The organism is Sphingomonas sp. GC_Shp_6 (genome assembly GCF_026540835.1).
Taxonomy (GTDB): domain Bacteria; phylum Pseudomonadota; class Alphaproteobacteria; order Sphingomonadales; family Sphingomonadaceae; genus Sphingomonas.
In genome coordinates, this window is sequence record NZ_JALNUO010000016.1 from 20,701 (window position 1) to 38,290 (window position 17,590).

The window sequence follows — 17,590 nt, forward strand, 5'->3', positions numbered from 1 at the left end:
GCGATCAGGGCGCGAGCCGGCTTTCGGCCCGCGCCCATGCCGCATCGCGCGCCGCGACCAGCGCTGCCTCCGTCGTGGCCGACAGGTCGTAGCGAAGCTCGTGCATGTCGAGCCCCGAGCGATAACCGCCGGGCCAGACGCTGCTCAGTTCGAACCCACAATGCTGGAAAAAGGGCGACACGAGTGGCGACGTATCGACCGTGACGTAGCGGGTGCGCGGTGAGTCCTCGCGCGCGATCCGCAGCAGACGTTCGAAGAGCAATAGGCGGCCAAGCCCGCTCTTGTGATGCGCTCGCGCCGCCATGCCCCAGCAGAGCAGCGCCTTGTCATAATAGTCCCAGATTTCATACCCGCCGAACGCGGCAGGCGTGCCGTCCACGGTGACGAGGAAGGCGGGGCCGTCGAGCTCGTCGAGCGAATCGCCGAACCATTCGCGTTCGCCCGGTCCGAAATATTCGGGGAGATTGGAATCAAAGATCGCGAGCGCGGCCGCGCGATCGGACTCGACATAGGGGCGGATATGGATGCGGGTCATGTCGCGCCATTAGGCGATGCCGGGCCGCCACGCACCTCATCCTGCCAGATCGCGACGGTTTCCATCCCATCATACGCGATCCGCGTCCAGCTCTCGGACCGCCCCTCGAACGTCGCGCCGCCATGGCCGGCTTGGTCGACATGCGTCGCGACCGCCTCGGGAGCGATTCGCCGTGGTTCGCCGACGAGCTTGGCGTGCGCTTCCTTGATCGTCCAGCGGGTCAGCCAGGCCGCGGACTGTGAACCTGGCGGAAGCGCCTGAAGCGACGCCGCCTCGTCGGGCGTCAACATGTCCCATGGGACGTCACCACCGGCCAGCGGTTCGCGATCGACGCCGACCGGCACGCGGGCGACGCCGATCACGGCCCGATCACTGCGCCCGGACAGGCTCACGTACCAGCCGGCGGGCGCGACGACGATGGGTGCGCCATGCGCGTCGCGGCGGATCGTCACGGCATCCGACGCACACCCGGCGACGTGCCTCACCAGTGCGCGTGCCAGCAGTCGCCTGGCGAGCCGCCCGGCGCCGTCCGTCGCCCGCGCCGCGTCGGACAGATCCTCGGCGCTGGGCACGATGCCCGGATCGGTACGCGTTGCCACGCTCCAGACCACGAGGCCGCTACCGGGAACGAGCGTGGCGAGCGGCCCGTCATGCCAGACGGGGATCACCCCGCAGCGGCGATCTGCGCGGGGCTGCCCTCCCAGCTCGTGCCCGCCGGCAGCGTCTCGCCCTTCATAACCACCGACAGATCGCCGAGCTGCGCGTCCGCGCCCAGCTCCGCGTCGTAGAGGACGATCGCAAGCGATCCGATCGTCGCTCGGTCGCCGATCCGGATCGCACCGACCTTCATCACGCGGTCTTCGAACAGATGCGTCTGCAGCCCGGCGAAGTCGTTCAGCGCCACGTCGTCGCCGACATGGACGAGATCATGTTCGGTCAGATCGGTGGTATCGATATAGCAGCGCTTGCCGATCTTCGCGCCCATCAGCCGCAGATAGAGCGGCAGCCAGGGCGTGCCGCGCAGCGGTTCCAGCAGGTTCGGCACCGCCAGATTCTCATAAGTCGCGGTTACCAGCTCGGTGCGCCACACGAAGGTGCTCCACAGCGGCGCCGTGGTGACGCGGTAGCGGCCCATGACGATCCATTTCAGCGCCAGCACGAACGCACCGCACGCCAGCGCGAATCCGACATAGAGGAACGGGAAGCTCGCCACGATCAGCAGCCCGCCATGATCCATGTCGCTGATATCGCCCACCACCGAGAGCAACAGGCTGAACAGCGCGAGGAAGACGGTGAGCGACAGCGTCATCCGCACCGCCTCGATCGCCAGCCGCGTGGCGATCAGCCGGCGCGAAGGATTGAACCGCGCGCCCTCGTCGAACATCGTGCTCACCTGGCGCACGGGCAGTTGGAGCGGCGGTGATCCGAACCAGGTGCTGCCGGGCTCGAGCGCCTGGGCCGGGTCGGCGGGCGGCTTGGAGAGCACGCCGATCAGCACCTCGTCGCCGATCGCGGTGCCGGTGGGCAGCAGGGCGGAATTGCCGATGAAGCTGCGCCGGCCGATCCGGGTATGCGCGAGATTGATCGTGCCGCGGCCGATCCGCGCCGCGCCGAAGATCACCGAATCGGCGATGAAGCTCTCCGCCCCGATCTCGACCAGATCGGGCACGATCGCGCTTGCCGTCGAGATCTCCGCACGCCGCCCGATCTTCACGCCCAGCGCGCGATACCAGGGGATCACGTAAAGCGTGGCGAAGATCGGGTGAAGCAGGCGGAGCGCCAGATCGTTGACCTGCTGCACGAACCAGTAGCGGACATAGAACCAGCTTCGCAGCGGATAGGCGCCGGGCCGCACCTTGCCGAGGATCAGCCGTTTCGCCGCCACCGTCAGCACGCACATCATGATGACATAGGTGGCCGCCAGCAGTGGCGCGAGCAGCTCATAGGTATAGCCCGCCGTCGCCCAGTCGATCTCGATCAGCGCGATCAGCCCGGGCGCGATCGGCAGGATAGCGACGAGCGGCAGCAGCAGCGCGCCGACGAACAGCCCGATCGCCGGACCGATCCCGCGCGCGCCGGCGGGCGGCGTGTCGGCATGGTTCGGCGCATGATCGCTCCGGTGCGCGGGCGATCCGGCCCAGCGTTCGCCCGCCGGGATCGTGGCGCCGGCGGCGAGCGACGACAACTCGTCGAGCGCCGCGCCGTCGCCCAGCGCCGCATCGCGTCCGATTACCGCCATCGATCCGACGAACGCGCCCGCGCCGATCGTCGCGGTGCCGAGCCGCAGCAGCCCGCGCTCCACCGCGCTCGTCGCCAGCACCGCCTGATCGCTGATGATCGACTCGTCACCCGCTGAGATGAGGTCCGCCGCATCGATGATGCCCGTGCCGATATGGACTCCGCGCCCGATCTTCGCACCCAGCATCCGGTAATAGCCGCGGATCATCGGCGTGCCCGCCAGATAAGGCGTGGCGGTGGCGCCGATCACGCGGCGCACCAGCCACCAGCGGAAGTAATAGCCGCCCCAAAGCGGATAATCGCCCGCCTTGTAGCGACCGATCACGATCCACTTGATCGCGATCGACAGCAGCATCGCCGCGATCGGGATCAGCACGAACGACAGCCCGCTGATCGCCAGCGCCTCCAGCCGCGGCATGGTCGCCGCCAGCCAGGTATAGGCGACATAGGGGAAGAACCATTGCAGCCCCGCCAGCGCGAAGATCGGCAGCAGCGCGACGGTCTGCGCGGCGACGCACAGCCGCCGCGTCCAGGCGCCGACGCGCGGGAAGCTCGTCTCGTCCAGCACCGCGACGGGCGCCGCACCACCGATCCGCAGCGCCAGCGCGCGGATCGTGGGGGCGGCGTAGAGATCCTCCAGCGACAGGCCTTCCAGGCCCGACACCTTGCGCGCCGACGATACGAGCCGCGCGGCCTTCAGCGAATGGCCGCCCAGATCGTCGAACAGATCGTCCGTCACCGAGACGGGTTGCGGCGCAAAGGCGGCGGCCCAGATCGTGTGGAGCTTCGCCTCCATCGGTGTGGAGGGCGCGACCACGACATGATCGGCGCTCGCCTCCACCTGCGGGCGGACGAGCGCCTTGCGATCGACCTTGCCCGAGGCGGGCAGGGTGGGGAACGCCTGGAGGAGCTGATAGGCGGCGGGGCGCATATAGCCCGGTAGGCGCTCCTTCACGCGGTCGCGCAGTCCGGCGAGATCGATCGCCTCGTCGCCGCGCGGCAGCAGGAAGGCGGCCAGGAATTCGGCGCCGTCATCGTCGCGGAACAGCTGGACGACCGTCTGCGCGACGCCAGGCCATTCGCCGATGACCGACTCGATCTCGGCGAGTTCGACGCGGAAGCCGCGGATCTTCACCTGCGTGTCGATCCGGCCGACGAAATCGATGTCGCCCGCGGCATCGAGCCGGACGAGATCGCCCGATCGATAGACCGGCTCGGGCACGCCCGACAGGCCATCGAACGGCGTCATGACGAACTTTTCGGCGGTGAGGTCGGGCCGGTTGACATAGCCGGCGCCCACGCCGGGGCCGCCGAGGATCAACTCGCCCTCCTGGCCCGCCGGTACCGGCTGCAGCGCCTCGTCGACGATCCACGCGGTATAGCCGGGAAGCGGCTTGCCGATCGTGATCCGCTGGCCGGGCTGGAGCTCGGTCCAGGTCGCGGTGACCGTCGTCTCGGTCGGGCCATAGGTGTTGAGCAGCCGGAGCCCGGGCCGGGCGAGGCGCCGCGGCAGTTCGGGCGGGCAGGCCTCGCCGCCCATGTTCAGCAAGCGGAGGCTGGGCAAGGGATGCTCGACCAGCGCGAGCAGCGAGGGCACGACGTGCCAGATGGTAACGCCCGCGGCGTCCAGTGCGACGGCGATGTCGGGCCCGCTGCTGGCCAGCGCCTCGGTCGGCACGATCACGCGCGCGCCGACGAAGAACGCGGTCCACATCGTCTCGACCGACATGTCGAAGGCAAGGCTGAACCCGCCGAAGCAGATGTCGCTCGGCTCCAGCGCCAGGATCGCGCTTTCGCAGCGGACGAGATGGCATGCGTTGCGGTGCCGGATCATCACCCCCTTGGGGCGGCCGGTCGTGCCCGAGGTGTAGATGATGTACGCCAAATCGTCCGGTTCCGACCCGGTGTCGGCCCGCGTCAGCCCCTCGGGCAGTTCCGCTGCGATATCGCCGAGTGCGGCGTCGATCGCGAGCGTCGCACCGGGGATCGTGGCCACGCGATCGGACAGCGTGAGCGTCAACGCCGCGCCACTGTCGCCCACGATATAATCGATCCGGTCGGCGGGGTAGCCCCAGTCGACCGGCACATAGGCCGCCCCCGTCCACAACACGCCGAGGATTGCCATATATTGATCGAGCCCGCGCGGCAGGCAGATGACGACGCGGTCGCCGCGCCCGATGCCGAGCCCGCGCAGGTGATGCGCGAGCCCCAGGCTGCGCTGGCGAAGGTCCCCATAGGTCCAGTGATCCCGGCGGCCATATTCGTCGTCCGCGCCGAGCAACTGGAGTGCGACCGACGCGTGGTTCGCGCGCGCCACGCCATCGAAGATCTCGTGGAGCAGTTCGTCGCGCGCATAAGGCTCCTGCGGGCGGAGCGCAGGTGCGGCGGCGATCGAGGCCTCGCGCTTGGTATCGGGGGCTGCGTGCTGCTGCACGTCGGCGAAATCGGTGGCGGTCATGAGGCTCCTGTGCCCGTTCAACGCGCCACGCGCCATGGGGTGCCGGCGTTGCGAACTCTTGTGGTCATGCGGCCCAGGCAGCGACGTCGTTCTGCTCGCCGATCAGCGCGAGGCCATGCGCCACCGACGTGAGTTCGCCACCGCTCGCGAGGCGTTCCTCACCGAACCGCTCGGCGAACAGGCGGCGCAACCGCGGCGTGAGCGAGGTGCCGCCGGTTAGGAACACCCGGTCGATCGCCGCGGCCTCGATGCCCGCCGATTCGAGCGCGCGGTCCACCGCCGCCTCGATCCGTGCCACGTCGGGCGCGATCCACGCCTCGAACTGCGCGCGAGTCACCCCGGCCTCGATCGAAAGACCGCCGCCTTCGAACGCGAAGCGTGCGTCCTCGCCCATCGAAAGCGCGCGTTTGGCCGCACTCACCGCATCGTAGAGCGCATAGCCCTGTTCGCCCTCGATCACCGCGATCATCCGCCCGATCGCGGCAGGATCGATCGCGGCGCGGCGCAGCGTCTCCAGTTCGGCCAGCGTCCGCCGGTTGCGCATCAGCGCGAGCCGCGACCAGTCGCCGAAATCGGCATACCAGCCGCCGGGGATCTCCAGCACCTTGTCGAACGAGCGATAGCCGCCGCCCTTGCCGAGCAGCGGCAGGACGAGCTGGTCCATCAGCCGATAGTCGAACCGGTCGCCTGCGATGCCGACGCCGGCCGAGCCCAGCGGGATGCAGCGCCGCGCCGCGCCCGGCTTGGCGATGTGCACGACCGAGAAGTCACTGGTGCCGCCGCCGAAATCGGCGACCAGGATCGTGGCGGGTTCGGTGATGCGCGCGGCATAGCTGAACGCCGCGCCGATTGGTTCGTAGACATAATGGATCTCGGCGCCGAGTCCCGCCATCATCGCCCCATAGCGTTCGCGCGCCAGCGCTTCGTCGGGGCGATGGCCGGCATAGGTCACCGGCCGCCCGACGATGACGCGCGCCGCGCCGCCGTCGAGCGGACCGCCAGCGCGCGCCGCCATCTTGTCGAGGAACAGCCGCCCGAGCTCCTCGAACCGGTAGCGGCGTTCGAACACGCTCGCATGTTCGAACGAGGCGTTGGCGGCGACCGACTTGAACGATTGCAGGAATCGGCTGCTGCCCGGATCGGCGAGATATTCCGCGATCGCCCAGGGGCCGCCTTCCGCCGCGATCCCGCCGCGGGTGTCGTCATCCTGCCAGAAGCAGAGCGCCGAGCGGAAGACCGGTTCTGGCTCGCCATCCGGCCCGGTCAGCGCCACGAGTTCGGCCACCCCGCCGCGCGCGACCGCGGCGACGGTGTTGGTGGTGCCGAAATCCAGTCCGAGCGCGAAGGGGGGAGGGTTCGTCATGCCGCGCGCCCTACACGCCCCGTCGGGGTCCACAAGCCGCCGGGTGGCACATGCATCGTCACCCGGCGGATGCGTGTCAGTGGTTGTCGCGCGGCAGGCCCATCGTCTGGGCGATGCGCTGGTATTTCTCGGCGCCTTCGAGGATCGCGCCGTCCTGCATCTGGCCGACCACACTGCGCTGGATCTCTTGCCACGGCGTCTGCGAGGCGGGATAGGCATAGCCGCCCGTCGCGGTCAGCGCCCGCCGCCGCTCGGCCAGTTCGTCATCGGGAATCAGCACGTCGGCGCTGCCGCGACCCAGATCGATGCGGACCCGGTCGCCGGTGCGGATGAGCGCCAAGCCGCCCATCGCCGCCGCTTCGGGACTGGCGTTCAGAATCGACGGGCTGCCCGACGTGCCCGATTGCCGGCCATCGCCGATGCAGGGCAGCGCATGCACCCCCTCGCGGATCAGATAGGCGGGCGGCCGCATGTTCACGACTTCGGCCGCGCCCGGATAGCCGATCGGCCCCGCGCCGCGCATGAAGAGCAACGTATCGGTGGTGATGCCGAGCGACGGATCGTCAATCCGGTGATGATAATCCTCCGGCCCGTCGAACACGACCGCAGGCCCTTCGAATGCATCGGGATCGTCCGGATTGGAAAGATAGCGGGCGCGGAATTCGGGGCTGATGACGCTCGTCTTCATGATCGCGCTGTCGAACAGATTGCCGCGCAGCACGATGAAGCCCGCTTCCTCCTTCAACGGCTCGGCGAAGCGGTGGATCACCTTTTCGTCTTCGATCGTCGCTTCGCGGCAATTGTCGCCGATGCTCTTGCCGTTGGCGGTGATCGCATCCTCGTGGATCAGACCCTGGCGCATGAGTTCGCTCACCACCGCGGGAACGCCGCCCGCGCGGTAGAAATCCTCGCCCAGATATTCGCCTGCGGGCTGCAGGTTCACCATCAGCGGCACCTTGTGGCCATGCGTCTGCCAGTCATCGATCGGCAGGTCGACGCCGATGTGACGCGCGATCGCGGCCAGATGGATCGGCGCGTTGGTCGATCCGCCGATCGCCGAATTGACGACGATGGCGTTGCGGAACGCCTCTTTCGTCAGGATGTCGCTGGGTTTCAGATCCTCGTGTACCATTTCCACGATCCGCCGACCGGTGTGATAGGCCACCTCCTGCCGATCGCGATACGGCGCGGGGATCGCGGCCGAGCCCGGCAACTGCATGCCCAGCGCTTCCGCCAGGCTGTTCATCGTGGTGGCCGTGCCCATCGTGTTGCAATAGCCGGTGGACGGCGCGGACGAGGCGACGAGCTTGATGAAACCCGCCTCGTCGATCTCGCCCGTCGCGAGCAGCTCGCGCGCCTTCCACACGATCGTGCCCGAGCCGGTGCGCTCGCCCTTGTGCCAACCGTTGAGCATCGGCCCGACGGACAGCGCGATCGCCGGAATGTTCACGGTGGCCGCGGCCATCAGGCAGGCGGGCGTCGTCTTGTCGCAACCGATCGTCAGCACCACCGCATCGAGCGGATAGCCGTAGAGCGTTTCGACCAGCCCCATATAGGCGAGGTTGCGATCCAGCCCCGCGGTCGGACGCTTGCCCGTTTCCTGGATCGGGTGGACGGGGAATTCGAGCGCGATGCCGCCCATCTCGCGGATGCCCTCGCGCACGCGTTCGGCCAGCACGAGATGGTGGCGGTTGCACGGCGAAAGGTCGCTGCCCGTCTGGGCGATGCCGATGATCGGCCGGCCCGACCGAAGCTCCTCCAGACTGAGCCCGAAATTCAGATAACGCTCCAGATACAGCGCCGTCATGTCGATATTGTCGGGATTGTCGAACCACGCACGGCTGCGCAGACGGGGAGCATCGTTCATCGAAGTGTCTTTCAGCGGGTCGTGGAGAGGCGGTAGATCATGACATGCCGGTAAGGCTTGCCGGGATCGACGCGTGCCGAAACGAAGTTCGGCTGATTGGGCGCGTCGGGAAATTTCTGGGGCTCGAGCGCGATGCCGTCGCCCATCCGATAGAGATGGCCATGTTTGCCAAGATAGGTGCCATCGAGAAAATTGCCGGTATAGAATTGCACGCCGGGCTCGGTGCTCAGCACTTCGAGCACGCGGCCCGATTGCGGGTCCTCCAGTCGCGCCGCCAGTTCGGGTGTCGCGGTCAGGCCCTTGTCGAGCGCGAAATTGTGATCGTAGCCCTGGCCGTAGCGGATCTGCTGATCGCGGCCGTCGCGGATGCCGTCGGCGACTCGGCGGGGCGTGCGGAAATCGAACACCGTGCCAGCGACCGGACGCAGCGCGCCCGTCGGGATCAGGCGGGCGTCCACCGGCGTGATCGCGCGCGCCGGGATCGTAAGCCGATGCCCGGTGGCGCCATTCGGCGAGCCTTCGCCCGCTAGGTCGAAGATGCCGTGGTTGGTCATGTTGACGATCGTCGGCTTGTCGGTCTTGGCCTCGAACGCGATGGTCAGCGCGCCGGCTTCGTCGAGCGAATAGGTGACGCTGACGTCCAGATTGCCCGGATAGCCGGACTCGCCATCGGGGCTGCGATGCGTGAGCACGACGCTGGCGTTCGCCCCGCTCTTCACCGACGCGATCCGCCACAGCGTTTTGTCGAAACCCTTGCCGCCGCCGTGCAGCGAGTTCGTCTTGTCGTTCAGCGGCAACTGATACGTCTTGCCGCCGAGCGTGAAGTGGCCGCCGGCGATGCGATTCGCGTAGCGGCCGACGGTCACGCCGAAGAAATTGGGATGCTCGGCATAAGAGGACGCATCGTCATAGCCCAGCATGACGTCGGCGACCCGGCCCTGGCGATCGGGCGCCATCAGCGCCTGCAGCGTGGCGCCGTAGGTCAGGATCCGCGCGCTGACGCCGTGGGCGTTGGCGAGCGTGACGGCCTCGACCGCCGCACCGTCCTTCAGCGTTCCCGCCGGTTCGCGCCGGGCCTCGGCGGCATCGGCGATCCCGTGCGCCGCAATCGACGAGACCAAGGCGATCATCGCCGATCCCAGCTTGCTCATTCTTCGCATGCACCCCACCCTTGCTGACCATCGGCCCCGTTGACGGGCCGTTCGATCCTATATAGTCCGACAAGAACAACGAGGGCAAGCTGTGCGGCAGACCTTTGGGTGCCGATACGGTATAGAAAAAGAGGATCAGGGCATGGCAACACCGATCGGGCTTACCGGCGCGGCGACGAGCGAAGCGGCGGCCGGCCCAAGCTATCGCTCGGCGCTGACGCTGCTGGCCAGCCTGTTCTTCATGTGGGGCTTCATCACGGTCATCAACAACACGCTGCTGCCGCATCTGCGCAGCGTGTTCGACCTGAGCTACACGCAGACCACGCTGATCGAGAGCGTGTGGTTCATCGCCTATTTCTTCGCCTCCATCCCCTCGGCCAAGCTGATCGAGCGGATCGGCTATCAACGATCGATGGTGTTCGGCCTCGCGCTGATGGCTGGGGGGGCGCTGCTGATGGTGCCCGCCGCGCGCATCCCCTCCTATGGCGTGACGCTCGTCGCGTTGTTCGTGATAGCCAGCGGCATCACGCTGCTTCAGGTCGCGGCCAACCCCTATGTCGCGGTGGTGGGGCCGCCCGAGACCGCGTCGTCGCGGTTGAACCTCGTCCAGGCGTTCAACTCGGCGGGTGCGACGCTGGCGCCGCTGTTCGGCGGCTATCTGATCCTCGGCCGATCGACGTCGGGCACGGCGGTGGCGGGCGCTGCCGCGCTGACGCCGGCCGAGCGGCTGGCCGACGCGCAATCGGTCGTGCTGCCCTATCTCATCGTAGCCGGCATTCTCGTCGTGCTCGCGGTCGTGATCGCCCGCTTTCCGCTGCCGGCGATGGGCGCGGCGACCGAGCGTGCGGCCAAGGCGGAGCGGCGCGGCCAGTCGCTCTGGGCGCACCGCAATCTGGTGTTCGGCATCCCAGCGATCTTCATATACCTGATCGCCGAGATCGGCGTGGCGAACCTGTTCATCAATTTCGTCAGCCAGCCGCAGATCGGCAACCTCACCCACGAACAGGCATCGCATTATCTGTTCATCCTGTGGGGCGGGATGATGGTGGGGCGTCTGCTCGGCAGCTATGTGATGCGCACCGTGCCCGCCGAGCGCGTGCTGGCGCTGGCCAGCGTGGGCGCGTGCGCGGTGATGCTGGTCGCCAGCTTCGCCACCGGCCATGTCGCGATGTGGGCGCTGATCTCGGTCGGGCTGTTCCACTCGATCATGTTCCCGACGATCTTCACGCTGGGCATCCGGGGTCTGGGACCGCTGACGGAAGAGGGCGCCGGGCTGCTCATCATGGCGATCGCCGGAGGTTCGCTGGTGATCGTACAGGGCTGGCTCGCGGACCATTACGGTCTCCAGGCGTCGTTCCTGCTGACCGCGGCGTGCGAGCTGTACGTGCTGTTCTACGCGGTCTGGGGCGCCAAGCCCACCGCCGCATTGCCCGAGCGGCAGATCTAGAACGGCATGACGTTAAATTGATCCAGTTTCTCTTCTGTTCGTGCTGAGCTTAGCGAACCGCGCTCTCCGCACGCGCCCTCGCAGTCTGAACAGGTCCCCTTCGGGGGAGCTCAGGACAGGCTTCGACAAGCTCGGGGCGAACGGGTCCAGGTAACGTCTCCCGCGCTAGGCGCGCCCACGCTCAGCCGGCGGCGCGCTTCGCCGGCTGGACGTGGGCGACGATCCGCTCCAGCGCCTGCTGCTCGATCTCGCCCAATTCGCCCAACGTCTGGAGCAGTGCGCTCTGTTGCTTCTCCAGCTCGCCGATGCGCAGGCGGCAGCGCTCCGCCAGCGCGCGCATCTGTTCGACATGCTGCGGATCGGCCTCGTACAGATCGAGGAACTCGCGGATGTCGCGCAGCGAAAATCCCAGCCGCTTGCCGCGCAGGATCAATTGCATCCGCGCCATCTCGCGCCGGGTATAGACACGCGCGGTGCCGATCCGGTGCGGCGCGATCAGCCCGCGATCCTCGTAGAAGCGCAGCGTCCGCGTCGTGATGCCCAACGCATCCGCCGTTTCCTGGATGCCGCGCAATTCGGTCTCGGCCTGGTCCAATCCATTCTCCCCTCGTGTCAGCCGCCTGCCGCTCTTGCGGTCTCTTCTTCGACCAGCTCCTTCTTGGAAAGCTTGCCGATCAACGTCTTGGGGAGACTGTCGCGGATTTCGACGCTGCGGGGAAGCTCGATCTTGCTGACCTTGTCACGCAAAAAATCGCGCAGCGCTTCACCCGTCACCGTGCCAGCGGCATGGAGCGTCACGAACGCCTTGGGCGATTGGCCGCGATAGGGGTCGGGAACGCCGATCACGACGGCTTCGGCGACCGCGGGGTGCTCGTAGAGCGCCTCCTCGATCACGCGCGGATAGACGTTGTAGCCGCCGCACAGGATCAGATCCTTGATCCGGTCCACGATGAACAGATAGCCGTCGGCATCGAGATGGCCCACGTCGCCGGTGCGCAGCGCGCCGTCGACGAAGGCGCCTTCGGTTTCGGCGGGCTGGTGCCAATAGCCGCTCATGACTTGCGGCCCGCGCGCGCAGATCTCGCCATTTTCCCCGCGCGGCAGCAGCATCTGGGGATAGGTGCGGTCGCGGATCTCGATCGTGGTGCCGGGGAAGGGGAGGCCCGCCGATCCCGGCCGGTTCGCGCCGTCGATCGGATTGCAGGTGATGATCGGCGAGGCTTCTGACAGGCCATAGCCCTCCACCAGCCGCGCGCCGGTGCGCGCCTCGAACGCGCTTCGTACCTCGGCGGGCAGCGCCGCGCCGCCCGAGATGCAGGCGCGGATCGCCGACAAGTCGATCGGCTGCGTCTCGGCGGCCTCGGCGATCGCGGCATAGATCGTTGGTACGGCGGGAAAATAGGTCGGCTGGCGCCGGGCGATCAGCGCGAGCGTGGCTTTCAGATCATAGCGCGGCAACAGCAGCATCTCGGCGCCGGCACGGATCGCGAAGGTGAGCACCGTGGTGAGCGCGAAGACGTGGAACAGCGGCAACACTCCCAGCACCCGGTCCGGCTCCGCCCGCTCGCCGCCGACAAAGGCGACCATGGCGTCGGCATTGGCGACGAGATTGGCGTGGCTCAGCATCGCCGCCTTGGGCAGCCCCGTGGTGCCGCCGGTATATTGGAGGACGGCCACCGCCTCGGGCGACACCACGACCGGCGCCGCCTTGGCGTCCCCTGCCAGCAGATCGGCGAACAGCGCGTGCCGTGCGTCGCGGCGAACCCGCGCGATCTCGCGCCGTTTGAACAGGCGATAGGCGATCGATTTGAGCGGCGGCAGCGCGTCCGCGATCGGGCAGGTCACGACATGGGCGACGCCTACCTCCGCCGCCACCTTGGTGACACGCGCATGGAGTTCGGGAATGTCGCAGGTGGCGATCACCGACGCACCCGAATCGACCAGCAAATGGCGCAGCTCGCGTTCGACATAGAGCGGATTGACGTTCACCACCGTGCCGCCTGCGCGCAACGTCGCGAAGAACAGGATCGGATAATAAGGCAGGTTGGGCAAGCACAGCGCCACGCGCGTGCCCCTCGTCACGCCCAGCGCCTGAAGCCCTGCGGTGGCGCGATCCACCGCTTCACCCAGCTCGCGATAGCGGGTGATCCGGCCGAGAAAGTCGATCGCGGCGCGTTCGGGAAAGCGCGCGACCGTATGGTCGAGCAGGTCGGTCAGCAGCCGCGGCACGAAGGCGAGTGGAATGCCCGTCGCCGATCCGTCCTGCCCATGGCCCGTTGCCGGCTCGCCGATCCCGTCATTCATGCTCGCTCTCCCGGTCATGTCGCGTCCGGCCATCTTGATGAGGCCCGGCGCTTTCCCTATACGGGAACTAGTGCACCTTTACGGCACATCGCAAGGCCCAGAGGCCGGCGTGCCAATCGAGAGGATCTTATGACCGACGTCGTGATCGCAGGCTATGCCCGCTCGCCCTTCCACCTCGCCGGCAAGGGCGATCTCGCCCGCGTGCGGCCCGACGACCTCGCCGCGCAGGTGATCCGCGGCCTGATCGAGCGCACCGGCGTCGATCCCGCCGAGATCGAGGATATCGTGCTCGGCTGCGCCTTCCCGGAAGGCGAGCAGGGGCTGAACGTGGCGCGGATGATCGGCCTGCTCGCCGATCTGCCGCTGTCGGTCGGCGGCATGACGGTGAACCGCTTCTGCGGATCGTCGATGAGCGCGATCCACATCGCGATGGGCCAGATCCGGATCGGTGCGGGCGAGGCGTTCATCTGCGCCGGCCTCGAATCGATGAGCCGCGTGCCGATGGGCGGCTATAATCCGTTGCCCAACCCGGCGCTCGCGAAGAAGAACGCCGGGGCCTATATGGGCATGGGCGAGACGGCCGAGAACGTCGCGCGCAACTATCAGATCACGCGCGCCGAGCAGGAGGCGTTCGCGGTGACGAGCCAGCACAAGGCCGCGGCGGCGCGCAGCGACGGACGCCTGGCGGACGAGATCGTGCCGATCACGACCAAGGCCGGCGTGGTGAGCGAGGACGGCACGATCCGCCCCGACACCAGCGCGGAGGGGCTGGCGGGGCTCAAGCCCGCCTTCGACCAGGAGGGCACGGTGACCGCCGGCACGTCGTCGCCGCTGACCGACGGCGCATCGGCGGTGCTCGTCACCTCGGAGGATTTCGCGAAGCGCCACGGCCTGAAGATCCTCGCGCGGATCGTCGCGGTCGGCGTGTCGGGCATCGCGCCCGAGACGATGGGGCTGGGGCCGATCAGCGCCTCGCAAAAGGCGCTGGCGCGCGCCGGCATCGCGACCGGCGATCTGGACATCGTCGAGATCAACGAGGCCTTTGCCAGCCAGGCGATCGCCTGCATCCGCGATCTCGGCCTTAAGGACGGCACGATCAACCTGGATGGCGGTGCGATCGCGATCGGCCATCCGCTCGGCGCCACCGGTGCGCGGATCGTCGGAAAGGCCGCCGCCCTGCTGGAGCGTGAGGGCGGCCGCTATGCGCTCGCCACCCAGTGCATTGGCGGCGGGCAGGGCATCGCCACCGTGCTGGAGCGCGTGTGATGGCCGATGTCATCAAGAAGGTCTGCGTGATCGGCGCCGGCGTCATGGGCGCAGGGATCGCGGCCCAGGTGGCCAATGCCGGCGTGCCCGTGCTGCTGCTCGATATCCCGGCGAAGGACGGTCCGGATCGCGACGCGGTCGCCAAGGGCTCGGTCGCCCGAATGCTCAAGACCGAGCCCGCACCGTTCATGTCCAAGGCCGCGGCGAAGCTCGTGGAGACGGGCAATATCGACGATCATCTGGACCGCGTCGCCGAATGCGACTGGATCGTGGAGGCGATCGTCGAGCGGCTCGACATCAAACAGGCGCTCTATGCGCGGCTGGAGACGCTGAAGCGTCCGGGCACGGCGGTCTCGTCCAACACCTCGACCATCCCGCTCGGCCATCTGGTCGAGGGGCGCTCGGATCAGTTCCGGCGCGACTTCCTCATCACCCATTTCTTCAATCCGCCGCGCTATATGCGCCTGATCGAGATCGTCCGCGGCGCGGACACCGATCCGGTGGTGGCGGGCAGGGTGGAGGCGTTCGTCGATCGCGCGATGGGCAAGCGCATCGTTCCTGCCAAGGATACGCCGGGTTTCATCGCCAACCGCATCGGCACTTATTGGCTGGCGGTCGCGATCAATGCGGCGATGGACCAAGGGCTGAGCGTCGAGGAGGCGGACCAGATCGGCGGCCGGCCGATGGGCGTGCCCAAGACCGGAATCTTCGGGCTGGTCGATCTCGTCGGCGTCGATCTGATGCCGCTGCTGTCGAAGAGCCTGTCGTCCACGCTGCCCGCGGGCGATCCCTATTTCGAGACGGTGCGGCCGATGCCGCTCGTCGACCGGATGATCGCGGACGGCTTCACGGGTCGCAAGGGCAAGGGCGGTTTCTACCGGCTCGACAAACAGGCGGACGGCCGCCGCGTGAAGCAGGCGCTCGACCTCGCATCGGGCGATTACCGCGCGCAGGCGGAGCCGGCGGCCTTGCCGCCCGCGGCGGAAAAGAACCTGGCGGCCCTGATCGACGCACCCGGCAAGGTCGGGCAGTTCGCCTGGGAGGTGCTCGGCAAGACGCTCGCCTATGCCGCGATGCTCGTCGGTGAGGCGGCGGACGATATCGTTGCGATCGATGACGCGATGAAGCTCGGCTACAACTGGAAATATGGGCCGTTCGAGCTGATCGACCGGCTGGGCGGCGGCATGCTCGCCACGCGGTTGCGCGCCGAGGGCAGGGCGGTGCCGTCGATTCTCGATACCGCGGGCACGCGCCCGTTCTACCGCGTGCAGGATGGTCGCCGCCAATATCTGACGACCGGCGGCGACTATGCCGATCTGCGCCGCGCGGACGGCGTGTTGCTGCTGGAGGACGTGAAGCTGCGCGAACAGCCGCTGCTGAAGAACGGCTCGGCGGCGCTGTGGGACGTGGGGGACGGCGTCGCGGCACTCGAATTCACCACCAAGATGAACGCGCTCGACGGCGAGATCATGGCGCTGATCGGCGAAGCGATCCCACTCGTCGCGGCGCGGTTCCGCGCCCTGGTGATCTACAACGAGGGGACGAACTTCTCGGCCGGCGCCAATCTCGGCGTCGCGATGTTCGCGGTGGCGGGCGGCCTGTGGGACATGATCGAGCAATCGGTCGCCGGTGGCCAGCAGGCGATGAAGGCGCTGAAATACGCGCCCTTTCCGGTGGTGGCGGCGCCCGCTGGACTGGCGCTGGGCGGCGGATGTGAGGTGCTGCTCCATGCCGATGCGATCCAGGCGCATGCCGAAACCTATGCGGGCCTTGTCGAGTGCGGCGTGGGGCTGATCCCCGGATGGGGCGGCAATGGCGAGATGCTCGACCGGTTCGCGCGTTCGCCGATGATGCCCAAGGGGCCGATGCCCGCGGTCGCCAAGGTGTTCGAGATGGTGTCGACCGCCAAGGTCGCCAAATCCGCCGCCGAAGCGCGCGAGATGATGATCCTGCGCGGCGGCGACGGCGTCACCATGAACCGCGACCGGCTGCTGGCGGACGCCAAGGCCAAGGCGCTGTCGCTGGTGGAAGGCTATGCGCCACCCGCCAGGCCCGGCTATCGTCTGCCCGGCGAAAGCGGTCGCGTCGGGATCGCCGACGTGGTCCGCGGCTTCCAGGCGCGGGGCATCGCGACCGCCTATGACGGCGTGGTCGGCGAACGACTCGCACAGGTGCTGACCGGCGGCGACGCCGATCTGGTCGATACGGTGAGCGAGGAGGCGTTGCTCGATCTGGAACGCGCGCAGTTCATGGCGAGCATCCATGACGAGCGCACCCAGGCCCGGATCAAGCAGATGCTCACGACGGGCAAGCCGCTGCGCAACTGACACCCATCGACGCCGGCATCACCGGGCATCCGCGCGGATGCCCGGTGATCCCAAGACACAAGGCGCTTGACGCGAGCGGTTCGCGGATTACTTGCTTGCCGCATAGGTCAGCCAACGCACGCTTTGGTCTAATGGCTGACGCAGATCGCGACCGTACAGATACGGCGCTTCACCATCCCGCCCGGTTTGGGTGGGGGAAGAAGGAGAGGATGATGATCGGATCCGTCATGATCGGCCTGATGCTGGCCGCCGCGCCACCCGCCGGTGCCGATACCGCGATTGGCCATTGGAAGACCGAGACTCACAACGCGATCGTCGAGATCACGCATTGCGGCCCGTCGCTCTGTGGCCGCATCGTCACCTCCGATCTGCTGCGGGCCCAGCCTGACCTGCGCGATGCCAAGAATGCGAACGCCGCGCTGCGCAACCGCCCGATCAAGGGCCTGCAATTCCTCAGCGGCTTCACGCGCGACGGCGACGCCTGGAGCGGCGGATCGATCTACAACGCCGATGACGGCAAGACCTACGGCGCCAAGGTGACGCCGCTCGGCGCCGACCAGTTGAAGGTGCGCGGCTGCGTCTTCGTGCCCTTCTGCAAGACCCAGACCTGGACGCGCGTGCGCTGATTCGTCGC

At 67.8% G+C, this 17,590-nt stretch carries 12 protein-coding genes; 4 read left to right on the forward strand and 8 right to left on the reverse strand.

The genetic code is table 11. The annotated features are described in order from the left end of the window. Positions 1 to 4: 4 nt before the first annotated feature. The 6 genes from OXQ95_RS15340 to OXQ95_RS15365 all read right to left on the reverse strand — a co-directional run bounded on the left by OXQ95_RS15340 (position 5) and on the right by OXQ95_RS15365 (position 9,621). Positions 5 to 535 carry a GNAT family N-acetyltransferase gene (locus OXQ95_RS15340; protein WP_267382342.1) on the reverse strand — a complete coding sequence of 177 codons (531 nt, stop codon included), beginning with the start codon at positions 533 to 535 and terminating at the stop codon, positions 5 to 7. After that, the gene (locus OXQ95_RS18830) at positions 532 to 1,203 is read right to left on the reverse strand and encodes a 4'-phosphopantetheinyl transferase superfamily protein (protein ID WP_267382344.1); all 672 of its coding nucleotides are present in this window, start codon (positions 1,201 to 1,203) and stop codon (positions 532 to 534) included. Before OXQ95_RS18830 ends, OXQ95_RS15340 begins: the two co-directional genes overlap by 4 nt. Beyond that, positions 1,200 to 5,231: a Pls/PosA family non-ribosomal peptide synthetase gene (locus OXQ95_RS15350; RefSeq protein WP_267382346.1), complete on the reverse strand. Its 4,032-nt coding sequence runs from the start codon at positions 5,229 to 5,231 to the stop codon at positions 1,200 to 1,202. Before OXQ95_RS15350 ends, OXQ95_RS18830 begins: the two co-directional genes overlap by 4 nt. 64 nt (positions 5,232 to 5,295) lie before the next feature. After that, positions 5,296 to 6,594, reverse strand: coding sequence for an Hsp70 family protein (locus OXQ95_RS15355; protein WP_267382348.1), 1,299 nt, complete (start codon positions 6,592 to 6,594; stop codon positions 5,296 to 5,298). Between the two features lie 76 nt (positions 6,595 to 6,670). After that, on the reverse strand, positions 6,671 to 8,461 hold the full coding sequence (locus tag OXQ95_RS15360) for an IlvD/Edd family dehydratase (RefSeq protein ID WP_242095764.1): 1,791 nt from the start codon (positions 8,459 to 8,461) through the stop codon (positions 6,671 to 6,673). Between the two features lie 11 nt (positions 8,462 to 8,472). Next, positions 8,473 to 9,621 carry an aldose epimerase family protein gene (locus OXQ95_RS15365; protein WP_267382350.1) on the reverse strand — a complete coding sequence of 383 codons (1,149 nt, stop codon included), beginning with the start codon at positions 9,619 to 9,621 and terminating at the stop codon, positions 8,473 to 8,475. A gap of 133 nt (positions 9,622 to 9,754) precedes the next feature. Between OXQ95_RS15365 and OXQ95_RS15370 the strand changes: the two genes are divergently transcribed. Further along, positions 9,755 to 11,059, forward strand: coding sequence for a sugar MFS transporter (locus tag OXQ95_RS15370; RefSeq protein WP_267382352.1), 1,305 nt, complete (start codon positions 9,755 to 9,757; stop codon positions 11,057 to 11,059). A gap of 181 nt (positions 11,060 to 11,240) precedes the next feature. On the opposite strand, the gene OXQ95_RS15375 is transcribed toward OXQ95_RS15370, so the two are convergent. Further along, positions 11,241 to 11,654 (reverse strand): MerR family DNA-binding transcriptional regulator, encoded by a 414-nt coding sequence (locus OXQ95_RS15375; RefSeq protein ID WP_242095761.1) that lies wholly within the window; start codon positions 11,652 to 11,654, stop codon positions 11,241 to 11,243. A gap of 17 nt (positions 11,655 to 11,671) precedes the next feature. Next, complete coding sequence (locus OXQ95_RS15380; protein ID WP_267382355.1) at positions 11,672 to 13,363, reverse strand: long-chain fatty acid--CoA ligase; 1,692 nt, start codon at positions 13,361 to 13,363, stop codon at positions 11,672 to 11,674. A 129-nt stretch (positions 13,364 to 13,492) separates the two neighbouring features. Here OXQ95_RS15380 and OXQ95_RS15385 point away from each other — a divergent pair, with 129 nt between their 5' ends. The 3 genes from OXQ95_RS15385 (at position 13,493) to OXQ95_RS15395 (ending at position 17,582) form a co-directional block, all read left to right on the forward strand. Further along, positions 13,493 to 14,629 carry a thiolase family protein gene (locus OXQ95_RS15385; RefSeq protein WP_242095759.1) on the forward strand — a complete coding sequence of 379 codons (1,137 nt, stop codon included), beginning with the start codon at positions 13,493 to 13,495 and terminating at the stop codon, positions 14,627 to 14,629. Beyond that, positions 14,629 to 16,956: a 3-hydroxyacyl-CoA dehydrogenase/enoyl-CoA hydratase family protein gene (locus OXQ95_RS15390; protein ID WP_267382357.1), complete on the forward strand. Its 2,328-nt coding sequence runs from the start codon at positions 14,629 to 14,631 to the stop codon at positions 16,954 to 16,956. Before OXQ95_RS15385 ends, OXQ95_RS15390 begins: the two co-directional genes overlap by 1 nt. 215 nt (positions 16,957 to 17,171) lie before the next feature. Then, the gene (locus tag OXQ95_RS15395; protein ID WP_267382390.1) at positions 17,172 to 17,582 is read left to right on the forward strand and encodes a DUF2147 domain-containing protein; all 411 of its coding nucleotides are present in this window, start codon (positions 17,172 to 17,174) and stop codon (positions 17,580 to 17,582) included. The last annotated feature ends 8 nt before the right edge of the window (positions 17,583 to 17,590 follow it).